Source organism: Burkholderia diffusa (genome assembly GCF_001718315.1).
Taxonomy (GTDB): domain Bacteria; phylum Pseudomonadota; class Gammaproteobacteria; order Burkholderiales; family Burkholderiaceae; genus Burkholderia; species Burkholderia diffusa_B.
The window spans coordinates 407129-422206 of record NZ_CP013362.1 but is presented as its reverse complement, the minus strand read 5'-3'; the positions used below and the strand labels follow the sequence as shown (position 1 = coordinate 422206).

Genomic DNA, 15078 nt, shown 5'->3' with positions numbered 1-15078 from the left:
CGTCACCCTTCTTCTCGTTCATCGCGAGCCCGCCGGGCCCGCGCTCTCAGGTCAAAACGTCATCGCTTACGACTGCTCGTCGGGCCTCACCCCGAGCAGCTCGCGAATGTGCGACAGCGATCCGTCGTCCTTCACGACGCTCTCGAGCCATTTGTGCAGCGGCATGTCGGCCCATTCGGCGGCCTTGTCGGCGAGATACGCGACGGGGCTGTGCGGCTCGGTCTGGCGGAAGTAGCGCGCGACGGCACGCAGCTGGTCCACGGCCTGCGCACGGTTCTGGATGCCGGCGATCATCTGCGTCACCGGCGGACGCGGAGCGGTCTGCGACTGCACGTGGGTCTCCTCGCTATGGAACGTGTCGCCGAAGCTCGGCTCGATACGCTCGGGCTGCGCCTGCGGCGCCGACGGCGCATGCGGCGCGCTACCCGTATAACCCTGCTCGCGCGCGAAGCGCTCGACGAGCCGGTACACGGTCTCGAACGCGTCGCGCGCCTGCCGGAAGCTCGGCGCCGAATCGCCCGCGCGCTCGACGAGCCGCTCCTCGAACGCGTCGAGCGCGAATTCGAACGCCTTCAGGTTGGCGAGCAGCGTCGTGTAGAACGCGATCGGCGTCACACGCCGCGACGCATCGACCTGCTCGACCGACGGCTTGCCGCGCGCGATGTCGTCCGCGTGTTCGGGGTCGCGCCTGACGGCCTGCGCGACGTGCTGCGCGACTTCCCAGTCCAGCGTGGTGAACGCGTTCGACGCACCCTCCGTCACCGGAATGCCGCGCAGCAGCTCGGCCGTGCGGCCGGACAACCACGCGACATTGCCGAGCCGGTATTCGACGTCGTCGCCTTCGGGCAGCGGATGCACTGTGTCCCAGTAGTCGCGGCACAGGCCTTCCAGCAGCGCGTAACCTTCGGTCAGGCCGGTGATGCCGTCCTCGAGCGCGAGCGCCTCGGTCAGCCACACGGCGAGCCGCAGGTCCTTGGTGCGCGTGCGCAGCAGCTCGCCCGCGCGATCGACGACGAAGCCCCAGTCGGCCTCCTTGATCTCGGTCACCCATTCGCCCTGGTCGAGCGTCGGATCGTCATAGCGCCGCGCGTCCTGGATCGCGTCGAATTCGTTCGAGAACAGCAGGTCGTCGCCACTGGGCGACGCATCGCTGATCGGCGTCAGCAGCTCGGGGAGATTGATCGGCATGGTTCAGTGAATCCGTTGATGCATGAGATGTCGCGCGCGGCGGCTCATTCGACCGTGTACGCGAATTCGCCGGCCTCGTCCGCGCGCACCGCGATGCGCGCGATGGCCGCGCCGTCGGCGATCCTGCCGAGCACGTGGCCCGCGATCTCCGGCAGCAGCGTGCCGTTCAGGATATGGTCGACGTTGCGGGCGCCCGAATCGACTTCGGTGCAGCGCGCGAGCACCGCGTCGACGAGCGATTCGTCCCACTCGAACGCGGCCTTGTGGTTCGCCTCGATGCGGCGGCGGATCCGTTCGAGCTTCAGCTCGATGATCTCGGCCAGCACGTCGTCGGAAATCGGGTAGTACGGCACGACCTTCATCCGGCCGAGGAACGCCGGCTTGAACGTCTTGTACAGCTGCGGGCGCAGCGCCTCGGCGAGCGCGTCCGGGTCGGGCAATTCCTCGGCCGGCTTGTTCAGGCACGCCTGCATCACCGCGGCCGACCCGACGTTCGACGTCAGGATGATCAGCGTGTTGCGGAAGTCGATCTCGCGCCCTTCGGCGTCGTCCATCGTGCCCTTGTCGAACACCTGGAAGAACATCTCGAGCACGTCCGGATGCGCCTTCTCGACCTCGTCGAGCAGCACGACGGAATACGGATTGCGGCGCACGGCCTCGGTCAGCACGCCGCCCTCGCCGTAACCGACGTAACCCGGCGGCGAACCCTTCAGGCCGGACACGCTATGCGCTTCCTGATATTCGCTCATGTTGATCGTGACCATCTTGCGCTCGCCGCCGTACAGGATGTCGGCCAGCGCGAGCGCGGTCTCGGTCTTGCCGACGCCCGACGGCCCGACGAACATGAACACGCCGCGCGGCTTGTTCGGATCCTCGAGATTCGCGGTGGCGGTGCGCACGCGCTGCGCGATTGCTTCCAGCGCGTGGTCCTGGCCGATCACGCGGGCAGTCAGCAGCGGCTGCAGGTTCAGCACGGTGTCGATCTCGTCCTTCACCATCCGGCCGAGCGGAATGCCGGTCCATGCGGCGACGATCTCGGCCACCACGTGACCGTCGACCTGCAGCGGCACCATCGGCTCGCCGCCCTGCAGCGCGTGCAGCGCCTCGACGCGTTCGGCCAGCTCCTCGCGGGTGGCCTGCACGTCGACCAGCTCGCCGTCTTCGGACGGGCCGCGTGCCTTGTCGAGCGTCTCGCGCAGCGCGGTAATCTCGGCGACGATCGCGCGCTCGGCTTCATAGCGCGCCTCGTCCTCGGTCAATTGCGCGAGCGCCGAGTCGCGTGCGCCGCGCAGCTCGCCGAGCCGCTCGTCGTGCGCCGCGCCGCCTGCCGCCTCACGCTCCAGCGACGCGATTTCCGCGTCGATGCGCTCGATGCGCTTCTTCGTGTCGTCGATCGCCGCCGGCGTCGCGCTGTGCGCGAGCGCGACCTTCGCGCATGCGGTGTCGAGCACGCTGATCGCCTTGTCCGGCAGCTGGCGGCCGCTGATGTAGCGATGCGACAGGCGCACGGCCTCGGTGATCGCGTCGTCGAGAATCCGCACGTTGAAGTGCTTCTCCATCAACCCGGACATCCCGCGCAGCATCGCGGCCGCGAGCGGCTCGCTCGGCTCCTCGACCTTCACGACCTGGAAGCGCCGCGCGAGCGCCGCATCCTTCTCGAAGTACTTCTTGTATTCGCTCCACGTCGTCGCGGCGATCGTGCGCAGTTCGCCGCGCGCGAGCGCCGGCTTCAGCAGGTTCGCCGCGTCGTTCTGGCCGGCCTGGCCGCCCGCGCCGATGATCGTGTGCGCCTCGTCGATGAACAGGATGATCGGGTGCGCGCTCTTCTTCACCTCGTCGATCACGCTCTTCAGGCGGTTCTCGAACTCGCCCTTCACGCTCGCGCCGGCCTGCAGCAGACCCATGTCGAGCACGTGCAGCGCGACGCCGCGCAACGGCGGCGGCACGTCGTCGGCCGCGATCCGCAGCGCGAGGCCCTCGACGACGGCCGTTTTGCCGACCCCGGCCTCGCCGGTCATGATCGGGTTGTTCTGGCGGCGGCGCATCAGGATGTCGATCGCCTGGCGGATCTCGGCTTCGCGGCCGATCACCGGGTCGATCTTGCCGTCGCGCGCGCGCTGCGTGAGGTTGGTCGTGTACGTGTCGAGCGCGGGCGTCTTCGACGGGCCGGCCGCCGGCGCGCCGTTGGCAGCGGACGCGACGTCGCCGTCTTCCGCATCCGCCTGGCGCGGCTCGGCCTCGCTCGACCCGGCCATGATCTCGTCGAACTTGTGCTTCAGGTCCGTCACGTTCATTTCCGCGAACTGCGACGACATGCGCTGCGCGAATTGCGCGAGATCCGGCGCTGTCAGCAGCGCGAGCAGCAGGTGCCCGGAGCGGATGCGGCCGAGCTGCGAATCGAGCGACGCAATCAGCCATGCCTGCTCGAACAGTGCGATCAGGTGCACGGAGAACACCGGCGTGCGCGTGTTGCCCGTCTTCAGGCGCGTGAGTTCGCGCTCGAGATCGGCACGCAGCGCATGCGGATCGACTCGGCTCGCACGCAGCGCGAGCGGCAGGTCGCCCGTCGCCTCGTCGAGCAGCGCGAGGAACAGGTGCTCCAGATCGACCTCGTAGTGGCCGCGCGCCAGGCACGCGCTCGCCGCGCGCTCGGTCGCGTGCCGGCACAGCGGGTTCAGTTTCGTGATCAGGGTCTTCAGAGGCGTGCTCATGGCGTCGATCTCAGGTTCGATTGCTTGTTGTCGGTATCAGTGAATCACATGCAGTTCGTAGCGGGCGTCGGACCGGTCCTCGGCCGCGTCGCGCGTGCAGAGGAACGCGTCCCAGCCGAGCCGCGAGCCCGCGCCGAGCACGCTCGCGCCCACTTCGGTGCGCTTGAGCACGAGCTTCACCTCGTATTCGAGCGTGACGCCGGCGAGCAGCGTCAGCATTCGCTCGAGCGCGACGGCCTGCGCGCCGCCCGGCAGGAATGCCTCGTAGTCGCGCTTGGACAGCGGACCGACGACGATCCGCGCACGCATGTCGCGCTGCCATACGCGTTCGCCCACGAGCGCCGTCGCGCCGAGCACCGCGTTCACCTCGCCGAGCACGCTCAGCTGGTCGGCCGGCACGTCGTACCACTTGCCGACGAACTGGTCGATCTTCACCGGCACGCGGAAATAATCGGACAGCGTGCGCTGCAGGTACGCGGCCGACATCGGGCGGTGCCGCGCGGCGAGCGCATAGCCGGCGACGGCCTCGTCGAGCACGCCGCCCGCGCCGGCCGCGAGGCTGTCGCGCACCTCGTCGCTCGGCACGCCGGCGATCGCGAGCAGCAGCGGCAGGTAGCGCTCGTCGCGGTCGAGTTCGTAATGGAACGGCAGCCGGTATTTCTTCCATGCCGCGTAGAACAGCGCGGTCGCGCGGTTCGAGAACACGTCGAAGAAGGCGCGCGCCGCGTGGTCGCGCTTCAGGTGCTCGCGCGCGACGATCTGCTCGGTATAGTGCAGCGGCAGCGCGCCCTGCCCGCCGAGCAAGCCGAAGAATGCGGGCGTCAGCTCGACGTGGCCGAGCTCGCCGGCCGCGAGCGCGGCGCCGCGTTCCTCGCCGGAATCGAGCAGCGTGCCGCCGTCGTCGAACGAACGGGCGCCTTCGATCTCGCTCGGCGGGAAGCCGAGCGACAGCGTGTTGCGGAATTCGATGCGCTGCGCGACGACGTCGCCTTGCCGCCATGCGCCGGGCGCATCGGACGCCTGCCGCGCGAACAGCCCCTCGAGCACGCGCACCGCCTGGAAGAACTCGAAGCGGTGCGGCTCGTCGAGCAGCGCGTCGACTACGCCAGGATCGATTCGCCGGTCCGGGGCTTGCATCGGATGATCTCCTCGCCGGTGCGCTTCGACACCACGACTAGTTGAACGAAACTGTTGAGGTGGACGTACAGCCCGAAGAAGCTGTCGAGCACGCGCACGAACGACGCGAGGCTCGCGCCGACGAAGTGCTCTTCATCGATCGTCAGCCGGATCTCGATGCCGCGCACGAAGGTGGCGAACGGCTTGCCGGGCAGCCATTGCACGGCGCCGCGCTGCTCGACGCCGGCGAGCCCGTCGATCTGGCGCATCGACACCGCGGTGCGCCGCAGGTCGTACAGCGTCAGCATTTCCTTGAGCGGCGCGAGCCCGTGCGCGACCAGCGACACGTGATTCAGCGCGAGATGCGACACGAGCCGCCAGTGCGCGGCGCGGCCGCGCTCGAAGCGCACGCTCTGCGTCGGGCGCCGCAGCAGCGAGATGCCGCTCGTCTGCGCGCCGCCCTCCTGGAACAGGTCGCCGCCTTCGAGCCCGAACGCAAGCATCGACGGCAGGTCGCGGTTCGTGCACGTGAGGTCGAGGCTCAGCGTGTCGGTCTGCGGCGACGTCGGCTCGAAATCGATGTCGACGATCGAGATCTCGGTTTCATAGCCGGGGCTTTTCTGCGCGACCCAGTCGTTGCGGCGCGCGAACCAGTAATGACCGATGCGCGCCGATTCGCCGTGATGCAGCGAATAGAACGGCCGGAACTCGATCACCGATTCCTCGTGCGCCTGTTGCCGGACGAGCTTCACCGAGTCGATCGAATACACCTCGTACGCGAACGCGCGACGCGCTTCGGCGATCACCGGGTACGACACCGCACGGTGCGTGATGCGGATCGGCTCGCCGTGCTGGCGGAACAGGTTGACGATCGGCGTGCAGAACAACCGGAAATGGCTGGCCGTGAGCAGCTCGAGCAGCCGCGCGACGTGCGAATCGCTGCGCACGTCCTGCAGCACCAGATGCAGCGTCGCGCGCTGGCAGCGGCCCGACGCACGCGCGATCGCCGCGAGATCGAAATCGACGAAATCGAACTTGTCGGGGAATGCGAAGTATTCGGTGAGCAGGCGATACGCGGGATGCGACTTCGCCGGGTAGTCGATCAGCGCATCGTCCTCGTCGAAGCCGGCATGCGCGATCGGCAGCTTGCGCAACGGCGTCCAGCGGCCGTTGCGCTCGGGCTCGACGTAGGCGCCGAGCACGTTCACGAACAGGCAGTCGGTCAGCGCGGCGACGAACGACTGTTCGCCGTGCAGGTGCGCGCGCAGCGTCGGCAGCTTCAACGCGCCGAGATCGAGCTGCGCGGCGAGCGATTCGAACGTGATCGAGATCACGCCCGTCGCGTTGGACGGCAGTACCGTCGCGCTCGGCGCGAGCGCGACCGGCGTGAAACGCGCGTCCGAGATGCGGATCGGCGCGAGCGTCACGTCGTATGCGGTGCGGAACCGGCACTGCACGCCGCGGATCGGACGGCTCTTCAGCTCGGTGCCGCGGTCGATCACGACCGGTTCGGTCTGCTGGCCGGGCGAGGCCGGCGTGAACTGCGCGATCGAGCACGACGGGAACGGCCGCAGGTAGTGCGGATACAGCACTTCCAGCAGCGCTTCGGTGAATTCCGGGTAGTCGTCGTCGAGCTTCTTGTTGATGCGCGCGCCGAGCAGCGCGAACGACTCGATCATCCGCTCGACGTGCGGATCCTCGCAGTGCTCGCCGGACAATGCGAGCCGCGCGGCGATCTTCGGATATCGTTCGGCGAAATCTCGCGAATAGCGCCGCAAAAACGATAATTCGCGCTCGTAATACGGCAGCAACTCTTCCATCGACGACCCCGAACCTCAATATTTCCTGCCGGACCCTGAACCATCACCGGGCGGTCCGGCCCGCTCGGCGGCTTGATTTACAGCATTCTGGCCGCGCGCGTGCGCGTGACCGAATATTGCAGCGTCGACGGCTGCAGCATCGCGTCGAAACTCACCGGCTCCTCGGCCGGATGCACGACCAGCAGCGCCTGGATCGCGAAATACAGTGCGTTGGTCGACTGCTCGTTCAGCTCGAACGTCACCTGCACCTGCTGAAGCCGCGGCTCGTGGCGCGCGATGGCCTGCTGGATCGACTTGCAGATGAACGCGCGGTCGTAGTGACTCGCGAGGCTCAGCCCCGCGAAATCGTTCAACCCGTAAGTCAGCACCGACTTCTGGCATTCCGGCAGCGCGGCCAGTTCGATCTCGGTGTGCGCGATACGGGTGTTGAGGATCGCCTCGACGTCGCGGGCGACCGTGTTCTTGAGCTCGTCCAGCGACAATTGCCGCATCGCGGCCGAGGCCGGAAGGTGCGGTTCGTCGTCGAACAGCTTGTCGAGAAAGCTGGGTTCGAATCGTTTCATCGGCCGGTGTATACAGCGAAAACGGCAACGGGACGCTGCACGCCCCGTTGCCGCAACCGACCTTAGACCGCGTAGGTCTTGTCGTTCTTCGTCAGGCTCCAGGCGCCTTGCGTGTTGCCGCCCTGGTTGCCGCCGATCTTCTGCTGGGTCTGCTTCCACTGCACTGCCGCGTACTTCAGCGAGAACGTCTCGAGCGGCAGACCTTCTTCGCGAACGCTCGGTGCGATGCTCGAGATGATCACGTACTTGAGCTTGACTTCCAGATACTGCACGCGCTTGCCTTCACCGTCCGCGCGCGAGAAATGGACCGTCACTTCATCGAACGTGGTGCCGCCCGATGCGTGCTGATACAGCAGCGGGCTCGACGAATCGATTTCCTTCGTGAAAATCATGTCGCCGTGCTCGCAGCGCGTCATCGTGTGACCGCCTGCGGTCGATGCCGTTGCCGAACGCGGCTGAACGATCGAGTGATCCCACGATTTCAGTTCGATCCAGCCTTGATGGTCCTTGTCCGCGGATTCGCCCTTCACCGCCGGACTACCAAACTGCAAGTGCATATGTAACATGGCCCTTCGACTCCCCAAAGAGGTGGTTTTAACGTCCTACCCAGGCGGCCCGCCCGGGCGATCTACTCGCTTATGAATTTGCCGGTTTGGGCAGATCAGCGACAAGTCGCAGAGAAATCGAGAGTTCGTCGAGCTGGAAGTGCGGACGCAGGAACGCGACCGAACGATACGAGCCCGGCTTGCCCGGAATCTCCGACACTTGTATGGATGCCTCGCGCAGCGGGAATTGCGCCTTCTGTTCCTGCGACGCGTTGTCGTCGAGCAGGACGTACTGCGAAATCCACCGGTTGAGGAAAGTCTCCACGTTCTGCGCCGATGCGAAGCTGCCGATCTTGTCCCGCATCATCGCCTTCAGGTAGTGCGCGACGCGCGATACCGAGAAGATGTACTGAAGCTGGGCGGACAGGACGGCATTCGCGTTCGCGCTGTCGGTGCTGTATTTTTTCGGTTTCTGCACCGATTGCGCGGCGAAGAACGCAGCGTAATCCGAGTTCTTGCAATGAACGAGCGGGATAAAGCCGAGGTCGCTCAGCTCCTTCTCGCGGCGATCGGTGATCGCGATTTCGGTCGGGCACTTCAGCGCGACTTCACCGTCGTCGGTCTTGAACGTGTGGGTCGGCAGGTCCTCGACGAGGCCGCCGCCTTCGACGCCGCGGATCGCCGCGCACCAGCCGAAGTCGTCGAACGCGGCCGTCAGGCGTGCCGCGAAGGCCCACGACGCGTTGCACCACAGGTACTTGTCGTGCTCGGTGCCGTCGACGTCCTCGACGAAATTGAAGTTCTCCGCGGTCTGGCCGTCCTTCGGATTGAACGGCAGCCGGCCGAGAAAGCGCGGCAGCGTCAGGCCGACGTAGCGTGAGTCTTCCGAATCGCGGAACGACTTCCACTTCGCGTATTCGACCGTGTCGAACACCTTGCCGAGGTCGCGCGGCTTGCCGAGATCGGAGAACGACTCGAGGCCGAGCAGCTCCGGCGACGCCGATGCGATGAACGGCGCGTGCGCGGCCGCCGCGACGTGCGACATCTGCTCGATGAAATACATGTCTTCCGGCTGGCGGGAGATCTCGTAATCGCCGATCAGCGCACCGAACGGCGAGCCGCCGAACGTGCCGAATTCTTCTTCGTAGACTTTCTTGAACAGCGCACTCTGGTCGAACTCGCTCGCGCCCTTGAAGTCGCGCACGAGGTCGCGCTTCGGTGCGTGCAGCGCCTTGATCTTGATCGTCTGGCCGGTGTTGCTTTCCTTGACCAGATAGTCCATGCCGCGCCACGTGCTTTCGAGGCGCTGGAATTCCGGCGCGTGCATCACCGCGGACAGCTGCGTGGAGATCAGGCGGTCGAGTTCCGCGACGCGCGCGTCGATCGTCGCCGACAGGTTGTCCGATACGATCACCGTGCCGTCGAGCACCTGGTGGACGAGCTCGCCGATCAGGTCCTTCGCACGCGCATGCTCGGAATCGGATTTCGCGACCTTGCTCTTCTCGACGATATCGTCGAGCAGCGAAGTCCCGGCGGCGTATTCCGCGCCGCTCGCTTGGGCCGCAGCCGTTTGCTGGTTCATCTCAACACTCCGTCGTCATTCGCCGTCTTTGTCGCCGCCGGTGCCCTTCGCGAGCTCCTGCAGTTGCTGCGTGTTCTTCAGCACCTCGGACAGCAGATCCTCGAGCTTGTCGTTGCCGGCGAGCTTGTTGCGCAGGTCGGCGAGCTTCGAGCGCGCCTCGAGCAGGCGGCGCAGCGGCTCGACCTGTTCGACGACTTCGTCCGGATTGAAATCCGACAGCGAACGGAACTTCAGGTCGACCGCGAACTTGCCGCCTTCCGGGCTCAGGCGGTTTTCCACCTGGAACGCGGCGCGCGGCTCGATCGCCTTCATCACGTCGTCGAAGTTGTCACGGTCGATGTTGACGAACTTGCGGTCGCGCAGCTTCGGCTGCTCGACTTCCGACTGGCCCGCCAGATCGCCGACGACCCCGACGACGAACGGCAGTTCCTTCACCTCGATCGCATCGCCCTTCTCGACCTCGTAGGTCAGCTGGACGCGCGGCGGCCGTATTTTCTGCAAGCTTTTCTGAATGCTTTCTTTCTTGGCCATCTCGACGGCTCCCAGGTTAGTTGTGGTTATCGCGTCAGTTGCGCTCAGTTGCGCAGCGCGCTGAACGGATCGGCGCCGCCCTTTTGCGAAGCCGCGGCCTGCGGCGTCGCAGCCGGCGTCGGCGCGGACGTTGCGGCTTCCGCAGCCGGCGCCGCGCCGGCCTTCGGACGATGAATCACGCGGCGAGCGGTGCGCGGCTTCGTCGCCCGTTGCTCCGGCGGGAACAGCGCCGATTCGCCGAGCGTGTCGCGCAGCTGCTTCGCGAGCGCCTGGGCATCCGACTTCGCATCGCCCGCGAGCGATGCATCCTGGCGCAGCTCGCCGAGCGACTGCGTCGCGATCCGCAGCCCCGCGACGGCGAGCACGCTCTTCGCCTGACGATCGGTCGCGTCGCGCTGCAATGCCTCCTGCGCGGCGACGATCGCCTGGCCATAGTGGTTCTGGGCAAACTGGATCTGCGCGATGCGCGACCACGGTTCCTCGCGCGTCGGATCCGACTTCGCGAGCTGCTGGTACAGGCCGAGCGCCTTGTCCTGGTCACCCGACTTCGCAACGGCGTCCGCATCGGCCAGCGACTTGTTGAACACCTCGGCAGTCGGCGGCGCCGGCGGCTGGCTCGCACAACCGGCGATCACGCCGCAAGCCAGCACTACCCCAGACAATTTTGCGAAGAGACGGTCTTTCATCGTTATATCCACCGGCGCGTGAGTATTAAAATCGTTGAGAATCTGGTTCTTTTGCTTTGCAAGAAGCGCGCGGGTATAGTACCGATCAATTTTTCATAATTCAATCGCTGCGTGCAGAGTAATTCCTTTTAAATCCGTGCGCTACCCCTCGAATCGCCTCTGGCGGCGGGCCGGAAGCGGTCTTTTCATCGATCGGAATGCGCAAGTTTTACTGGCTTGGCGGCACATCGCCGGCGCAACGGAAAAAATTTCCGAGAGCCTCGATGCCGCGCACGCGTGCTTAATAGTTGAACAGCTGATAAGGCGGGCATTCGCGGCGAACGCGGAAATACCCGGCAGATTTGACAGGGAGTTAAAGGCGGCAAGCCGGAAACACGATGAGAAGATCGCCCATGATTCGCTTTGCGCTGCCGCTGATTGCCTGCGCACTCCTGGCCGGATGCGCGGCCGCCCCGCTGCTCGGCTCCGCCGCGAGCGCCGTGATGCAGGCCGCCGGCGTCGGCAAGCCCGAACTGCCGGATGCCCAGAAGCCGCCGCGCAACATCGGGCTCACGCTCGCCGCGGCGCCCAATCTCAACGCCGCGAACGATCGCAAGCCGCTCGCCCTGGTGGTGCGGCTCTACGCGTTGAAGGATCCGACTTCGTTCCAGCAAGCGCCGTTCGACGCATTTACCGATCCGACCAAGGAAAAGGCCGCGCTCGGCGCGGATCTGCTGAACGTGCGTGAAATCACGCTGATTCCGGGCCAACGCTATACGGCGACCGAAAAGGTGTCGCGCGAAGCGCAGGCATTCGGCATCGTCGCGCTGTTCCGCGATCCGGCAATCCAGCGATGGAAACTGACGTTCGACCCGGCGAAGTCGGAGAAATCCGGCATAATCATCGGCCTGCATAATTGCGCGATGACGGTCACCGATGGCTCCGTCATCGCACCGCAACAAGGTGCGCCTTCGCAACCGCTGAATTTGCTTTCGTCGGTCACCTGCGGTTAAACATGACGCACGAATGTCAATTAACAAGAGTTAACAAATTGGCGATTAATTCGGGCACGACCAAATCGATTAGATCGCAACGCTACATTAACCGGATTTGACATGAGTTATTCGGCCAAGGTGCTGTGGGGGGAAGGGCTGTTCCTCCGGCCTCAACACTTCCAGCGGCAGGACGCCTACCACGAGGCGCGCCTGTTCGAGTCCATCCAGGCGATCCAGCCGTACAACTGGGGCGTGCGCTCCGTGCGCATCGATCGCGATGCACTCGGCAGCAACGTGCTGCGCATGGCGGAGCTCGCGCTCGTGTTTCCGGACGGTGCGCTGTATGCCGCGCCGCAGGCCGACGACCTGCCGCCGCCGATCGCGCTCGACACGCTGCCCGACGGCATCAACGAATTCGTGTTTTATCTCGCGCTGCACCCGCTGCGCGAGAACGGCACCAACTACAGCGACGATCCGGCCGCCGGCTTCATGACGCGCTTCGTCAGCGAGCAGACGAGCGTCGCCGACAACTTCACCGACGCCGCCGAAGCCGACATCACGTTCCTCAAGACGCAGGTCAAGCTGATCGCGCACAGCGAGCCGCGCGACCAGCTGCTGTCGGTGCCGCTCGTGCGCGTGCGCCGCACCGCGACGTCCGGCTTCGAGATCGACGACAGCTTCGTGCCGCCGTGCCTCGCGATCGAAGCGTCGCCGATCCTGCATCAGCGGCTGCGCCAGCTCGTCGACGCGCTGCAGGCGAAGGTGAATGCGCTGTACGGCTTTCACCGCGAGCCGTCGAAGAACATCATCGAATTCCGCTCGGGCGACATCGCGTCGTTCTGGCTGCTGCACACGGCGAACGCCGCGTTCGCGACGCTCGCGCACCTGCATCAGCATGCGGCGTTGCATCCGGAGCGGTTGTTCCAGGAACTGCTGCGCCTCGCGGGCCAGCTGATGACGTTCTCGAAAGGCTATACGCTCGCCGATCTGCCCGTGTATCGCCATGACGATCCGGGGCCGAGCTTCGCGCGTCTCGATTTGATGCTGCGCGAGCTGCTCGACACCGTGATCTCGACGCGCTACTTCGCGATCACGCTCGACGAGGTGCGCCCGTCGTTCCACCTGGGCCGCCTCGATTCGGGCAAGATCGACGACAAGACCGAGTTCTACCTGGCCGTATCCGCGGACATGCCGAACGTCGAGCTCATCGACGCCGTGCCCGCACGCTTCAAGGTCGGCGCGCCGGATGACGTCGACAAGCTCGTGCTGTCGGCGATGCCTGGCGTGCGGCTGTCGTACATGCCGCAGGTGCCGCCCGCGATTCCGGTGCGGCCTGGTGCATGCTATTTCCAGCTCGATTCGCGCGGCGCGCTGTACGAGCGCATGCTGCAGGCCCAGTCCGCGATGATCTACGCGCCGACTGGCATCAATGACCTGAAATTCGAACTGATCGCGGTCACATCATGAGCTACGCGCCCTCCCTGTTCGGCGACAACACGCCGGCTCCGTTGCACACCCCGGCGTCGACCGACGCCGCGTTCCAGGCTCGTTCGCTGCTCGACCTGCTGTACGACGGGTTCTTCATGCTGTTCCTGCTCAAGAACGGCCGCGAGCCGGACAGCGCGAGCGAGTTCAGCACGAAGATCCAGGAATTCCTGTCGGACTTCGAGCGCGGCGCGAAGAAGCTGAACATCCCGGCCGAGGACGTGTACGGCGCGAAGTTCGCGTATTGCGCGGCGGTCGATGAAATGGTGTTGTCGTCGCAATTCAAGATCCGCACCGACTGGGAGCGCCGGCCGCTGCAGCTCGTGCTGTTCGGCGAGCAGCTCGCGGGGGAGAAGTTCTTCCAGTATCTCGAGGAATGCCGCGCGCAGGGCGCGACGCGGCTGCAGTCGCTGGAGGTGTTTCACATGTGCCTGCTGCTCGGGTTCCAGGGCAAGTATCTGCTCGAGGGACCGGAGAAGCTCGCGTATCTCACCGCACGGCTGGGGGACGAGATTGCGCACATGAAGGGCAAGCGCGCCGCGTTCGCGCCGCATTGGCCGCTGCCGGATCAGATCGCGCACCGCTTGAAGCGCGAGGTGCCGGTTTGGGCGATCGGCGCGGTGTTCGCGCTCGTGGCCCTGCTCGGGTATCTCGGGCTCAATACCTATCTCAAGGACAAGACGCTGCAGGCGCTGGCGCCTTATTCGCAGGTCATCAAGGTCGGGCCGGAGTCGGCGAATTTGACGATTTCGTTGCCTTGACGGGCGTTGAGTCGTCGTTTTAACGCGGCTGCTGCTTCGTGGAAAAGGACCGCCCGGCGGTCCTTTTTTGCTGTGGTGTGCGGGATGCGTCGTCAGAGCAGAATGAATTCGTCGTTTTCGACGTAGTACACGAACGCGTCGAACAATTGCGCGATGCTCGGCTCGTCGACCTGGTCGTGCGCGTTGATGACGATGTCTTCGATCGTCGTGCTGTTCAGCGTTACGCGCCAGCCGGGTTGTGGGGCGGTGGTAGGTGGCGTGTCGGCTTCGGGGTCGTCTGGATCGTCGATGAATGCGCCGTCTGTATCGACCGTCCATGGCATCGGTGGCAGGCTCAGCCATCCGGAGAAGTCGCCGGGGTGTTCGAGGATGTGTTTCAGCGACGCGGTGGTCGCGGGCGTGCTCAGCATGGGTATTGGGGCTATAACTGGACTGAAGTCAATGCAGGGCGGGTGACGTCGCAGGCACGAGTGTGACTGTGACGCAGCGCTCGCGTCAGCAAGCCGAGATTATGCCAACTTCGGCTGCGATAGATTCCAGCGGGCCCAATTTACCGGGTCGCACACAACCTGCTCGCCCGGAAACAGCAAGGGCCACTTGTGAGCGGCCGTTCGTTCGTTTATTAAATGCGGAGCATTTTCCGAAGCCGTGCCAAGAAAGCAGAGCAGGCAAGCGCCTCTGTGTCGAACAACTCTTCTTCCGTACGACGTCCGCGCTCACTGTAATAAACACTCCAGCGCCCGTAGTTCTCAACAAGACAAAGTGCCTCGTCCTTTTCGCATCCAAGGCAATAGCTGTCTCGTGGTGCGTTTAGCGCAGCGAGTGCACTCTGTAACTCTTGACTATTCACCACACCCTCTCTTTAGGTGGCCCGATGCCACCAGATCCCCAACAGATTTCGGGAGCTTGTATTGCGTACCGAGTCCCAATTCACCGAACCACGGCGCAATCCTTCCCTCGGCCACGTTCTCAATCGGCTTGGCCACCTCATACACGTTGTATGGCTTTTCGTTGGACCCCGGCGGGAGCGCTCTTGCACCATAAGGAGTGCCGGCCGGTGATACATATGTGCCGCCTTCGTAACCGTATCGGTCCACCTTCGTTCCAGGCTGCAAG

At 65.1% G+C, this 15078-nt stretch carries 14 protein-coding genes; 3 read left to right on the top strand and 11 right to left on the bottom strand.

What is annotated here, in order from left to right:
• Positions 1–66: 66 nt before the first annotated feature.
• From tssA to WI26_RS01905, 9 genes are all read right to left on the bottom strand, one after another.
• Positions 67–1188, bottom strand: a complete 1122-nt coding sequence (gene tssA, locus WI26_RS01945) for a type VI secretion system protein TssA (RefSeq protein WP_059465247.1) — start codon at positions 1186–1188, stop codon at positions 67–69.
• Between the two features lie 44 nt (positions 1189–1232).
• Positions 1233–3899 (bottom strand): type VI secretion system ATPase TssH, encoded by a 2667-nt coding sequence (gene tssH / locus WI26_RS01940; RefSeq protein ID WP_069225062.1) that lies wholly within the window; start codon positions 3897–3899, stop codon positions 1233–1235.
• A gap of 36 nt (positions 3900–3935) precedes the next feature.
• On the bottom strand, positions 3936–5036 hold the full coding sequence (tssG, locus tag WI26_RS01935) for a type VI secretion system baseplate subunit TssG (protein ID WP_059465245.1): 1101 nt from the start codon (positions 5034–5036) through the stop codon (positions 3936–3938).
• Positions 5000–6835 (bottom strand): type VI secretion system baseplate subunit TssF, encoded by a 1836-nt coding sequence (gene tssF, locus WI26_RS01930; protein WP_059465244.1) that lies wholly within the window; start codon positions 6833–6835, stop codon positions 5000–5002. The genes tssG and tssF overlap by 37 nt, the downstream gene beginning before the upstream one ends.
• Positions 6836–6912: 77 nt before the next feature.
• On the bottom strand, positions 6913–7398 hold the full coding sequence (gene tssE, locus WI26_RS01925) for a type VI secretion system baseplate subunit TssE (protein WP_059465243.1): 486 nt from the start codon (positions 7396–7398) through the stop codon (positions 6913–6915).
• Between the two features lie 62 nt (positions 7399–7460).
• The gene (locus tag WI26_RS01920; protein WP_006477093.1) at positions 7461–7964 is read right to left on the bottom strand and encodes an Hcp family type VI secretion system effector; all 504 of its coding nucleotides are present in this window, start codon (positions 7962–7964) and stop codon (positions 7461–7463) included.
• Between the two features lie 70 nt (positions 7965–8034).
• Positions 8035–9525, bottom strand: coding sequence for a type VI secretion system contractile sheath large subunit (gene tssC / locus WI26_RS01915; RefSeq protein WP_006757139.1), 1491 nt, complete (start codon positions 9523–9525; stop codon positions 8035–8037).
• Positions 9526–9540: 15 nt separating this feature from the next.
• On the bottom strand, positions 9541–10056 hold the full coding sequence (gene tssB / locus WI26_RS01910) for a type VI secretion system contractile sheath small subunit (RefSeq protein ID WP_059465242.1): 516 nt from the start codon (positions 10054–10056) through the stop codon (positions 9541–9543).
• A gap of 44 nt (positions 10057–10100) precedes the next feature.
• Positions 10101–10742 carry a tetratricopeptide repeat protein gene (locus tag WI26_RS01905; RefSeq protein WP_059465241.1) on the bottom strand — a complete coding sequence of 214 codons (642 nt, stop codon included), beginning with the start codon at positions 10740–10742 and terminating at the stop codon, positions 10101–10103.
• A 392-nt stretch (positions 10743–11134) separates the two neighbouring features.
• Here WI26_RS01905 and tssJ point away from each other — a divergent pair, with 392 nt between their 5' ends.
• The 3 genes from tssJ to icmH all read left to right on the top strand — a co-directional run bounded on the left by tssJ (position 11135) and on the right by icmH (position 13962).
• The gene (gene tssJ, locus WI26_RS01900) at positions 11135–11734 is read left to right on the top strand and encodes a type VI secretion system lipoprotein TssJ (RefSeq protein ID WP_059539163.1); all 600 of its coding nucleotides are present in this window, start codon (positions 11135–11137) and stop codon (positions 11732–11734) included.
• Positions 11735–11836: 102 nt separating this feature from the next.
• Complete coding sequence (gene tssK, locus WI26_RS01895; protein WP_059465239.1) at positions 11837–13183, top strand: type VI secretion system baseplate subunit TssK; 1347 nt, start codon at positions 11837–11839, stop codon at positions 13181–13183.
• The gene (gene icmH / locus WI26_RS01890) at positions 13180–13962 is read left to right on the top strand and encodes a type IVB secretion system protein IcmH/DotU (RefSeq protein WP_069225061.1); all 783 of its coding nucleotides are present in this window, start codon (positions 13180–13182) and stop codon (positions 13960–13962) included. The genes tssK and icmH overlap by 4 nt, the downstream gene beginning before the upstream one ends.
• Before the next feature lie 92 nt (positions 13963–14054).
• On the opposite strand, the gene WI26_RS01885 is transcribed toward icmH, so the two are convergent.
• On the bottom strand, positions 14055–14372 hold the full coding sequence (locus WI26_RS01885; RefSeq protein WP_059914980.1) for a DUF7716 domain-containing protein: 318 nt from the start codon (positions 14370–14372) through the stop codon (positions 14055–14057).
• A 432-nt stretch (positions 14373–14804) separates the two neighbouring features.
• Entirely contained in the window at positions 14805–15059 is a 255-nt protein-coding gene (locus WI26_RS33380; RefSeq protein ID WP_167359227.1) for a TNT domain-containing protein, read from the bottom strand.
• Between the last annotated feature and the right edge of the window lie 19 nt (positions 15060–15078).

Bases quoted from the DNA above. Each gene is read 5' to 3' on its own strand.
- icmH (WP_069225061.1), top strand. From the start codon at position 13,180: ATGAGCTACGCGCCCTCCCTGTTCGGCGACAACACGCCGGCTCCGTTG.
- tssC (WP_006757139.1), bottom strand. From the start codon at position 9,525: ATGAACCAGCAAACGGCTGCGGCCCAAGCGAGCGGCGCGGAATACGCC.
- tssE (WP_059465243.1), bottom strand. From the start codon at position 7,398: ATGAAACGATTCGAACCCAGCTTTCTCGACAAGCTGTTCGACGACGAA.
- tssG (WP_059465245.1), bottom strand. From the start codon at position 5,036: ATGCAAGCCCCGGACCGGCGAATCGATCCTGGCGTAGTCGACGCGCTG.
- tssF (WP_059465244.1), bottom strand. From the start codon at position 6,835: ATGGAAGAGTTGCTGCCGTATTACGAGCGCGAATTATCGTTTTTGCGG.
- tssK (WP_059465239.1), top strand. From the start codon at position 11,837: ATGAGTTATTCGGCCAAGGTGCTGTGGGGGGAAGGGCTGTTCCTCCGG.
- tssB (WP_059465242.1), bottom strand. From the start codon at position 10,056: ATGGCCAAGAAAGAAAGCATTCAGAAAAGCTTGCAGAAAATACGGCCG.
- WI26_RS01885 (WP_059914980.1), bottom strand. From the start codon at position 14,372: ATGCTGAGCACGCCCGCGACCACCGCGTCGCTGAAACACATCCTCGAA.
- tssH (WP_069225062.1), bottom strand. From the start codon at position 3,899: ATGAGCACGCCTCTGAAGACCCTGATCACGAAACTGAACCCGCTGTGC.
- tssA (WP_059465247.1), bottom strand. From the start codon at position 1,188: ATGCCGATCAATCTCCCCGAGCTGCTGACGCCGATCAGCGATGCGTCG.
- WI26_RS01920 (WP_006477093.1), bottom strand. From the start codon at position 7,964: ATGTTACATATGCACTTGCAGTTTGGTAGTCCGGCGGTGAAGGGCGAA.
- WI26_RS01905 (WP_059465241.1), bottom strand. From the start codon at position 10,742: ATGAAAGACCGTCTCTTCGCAAAATTGTCTGGGGTAGTGCTGGCTTGC.
- tssJ (WP_059539163.1), top strand. From the start codon at position 11,135: ATGATTCGCTTTGCGCTGCCGCTGATTGCCTGCGCACTCCTGGCCGGA.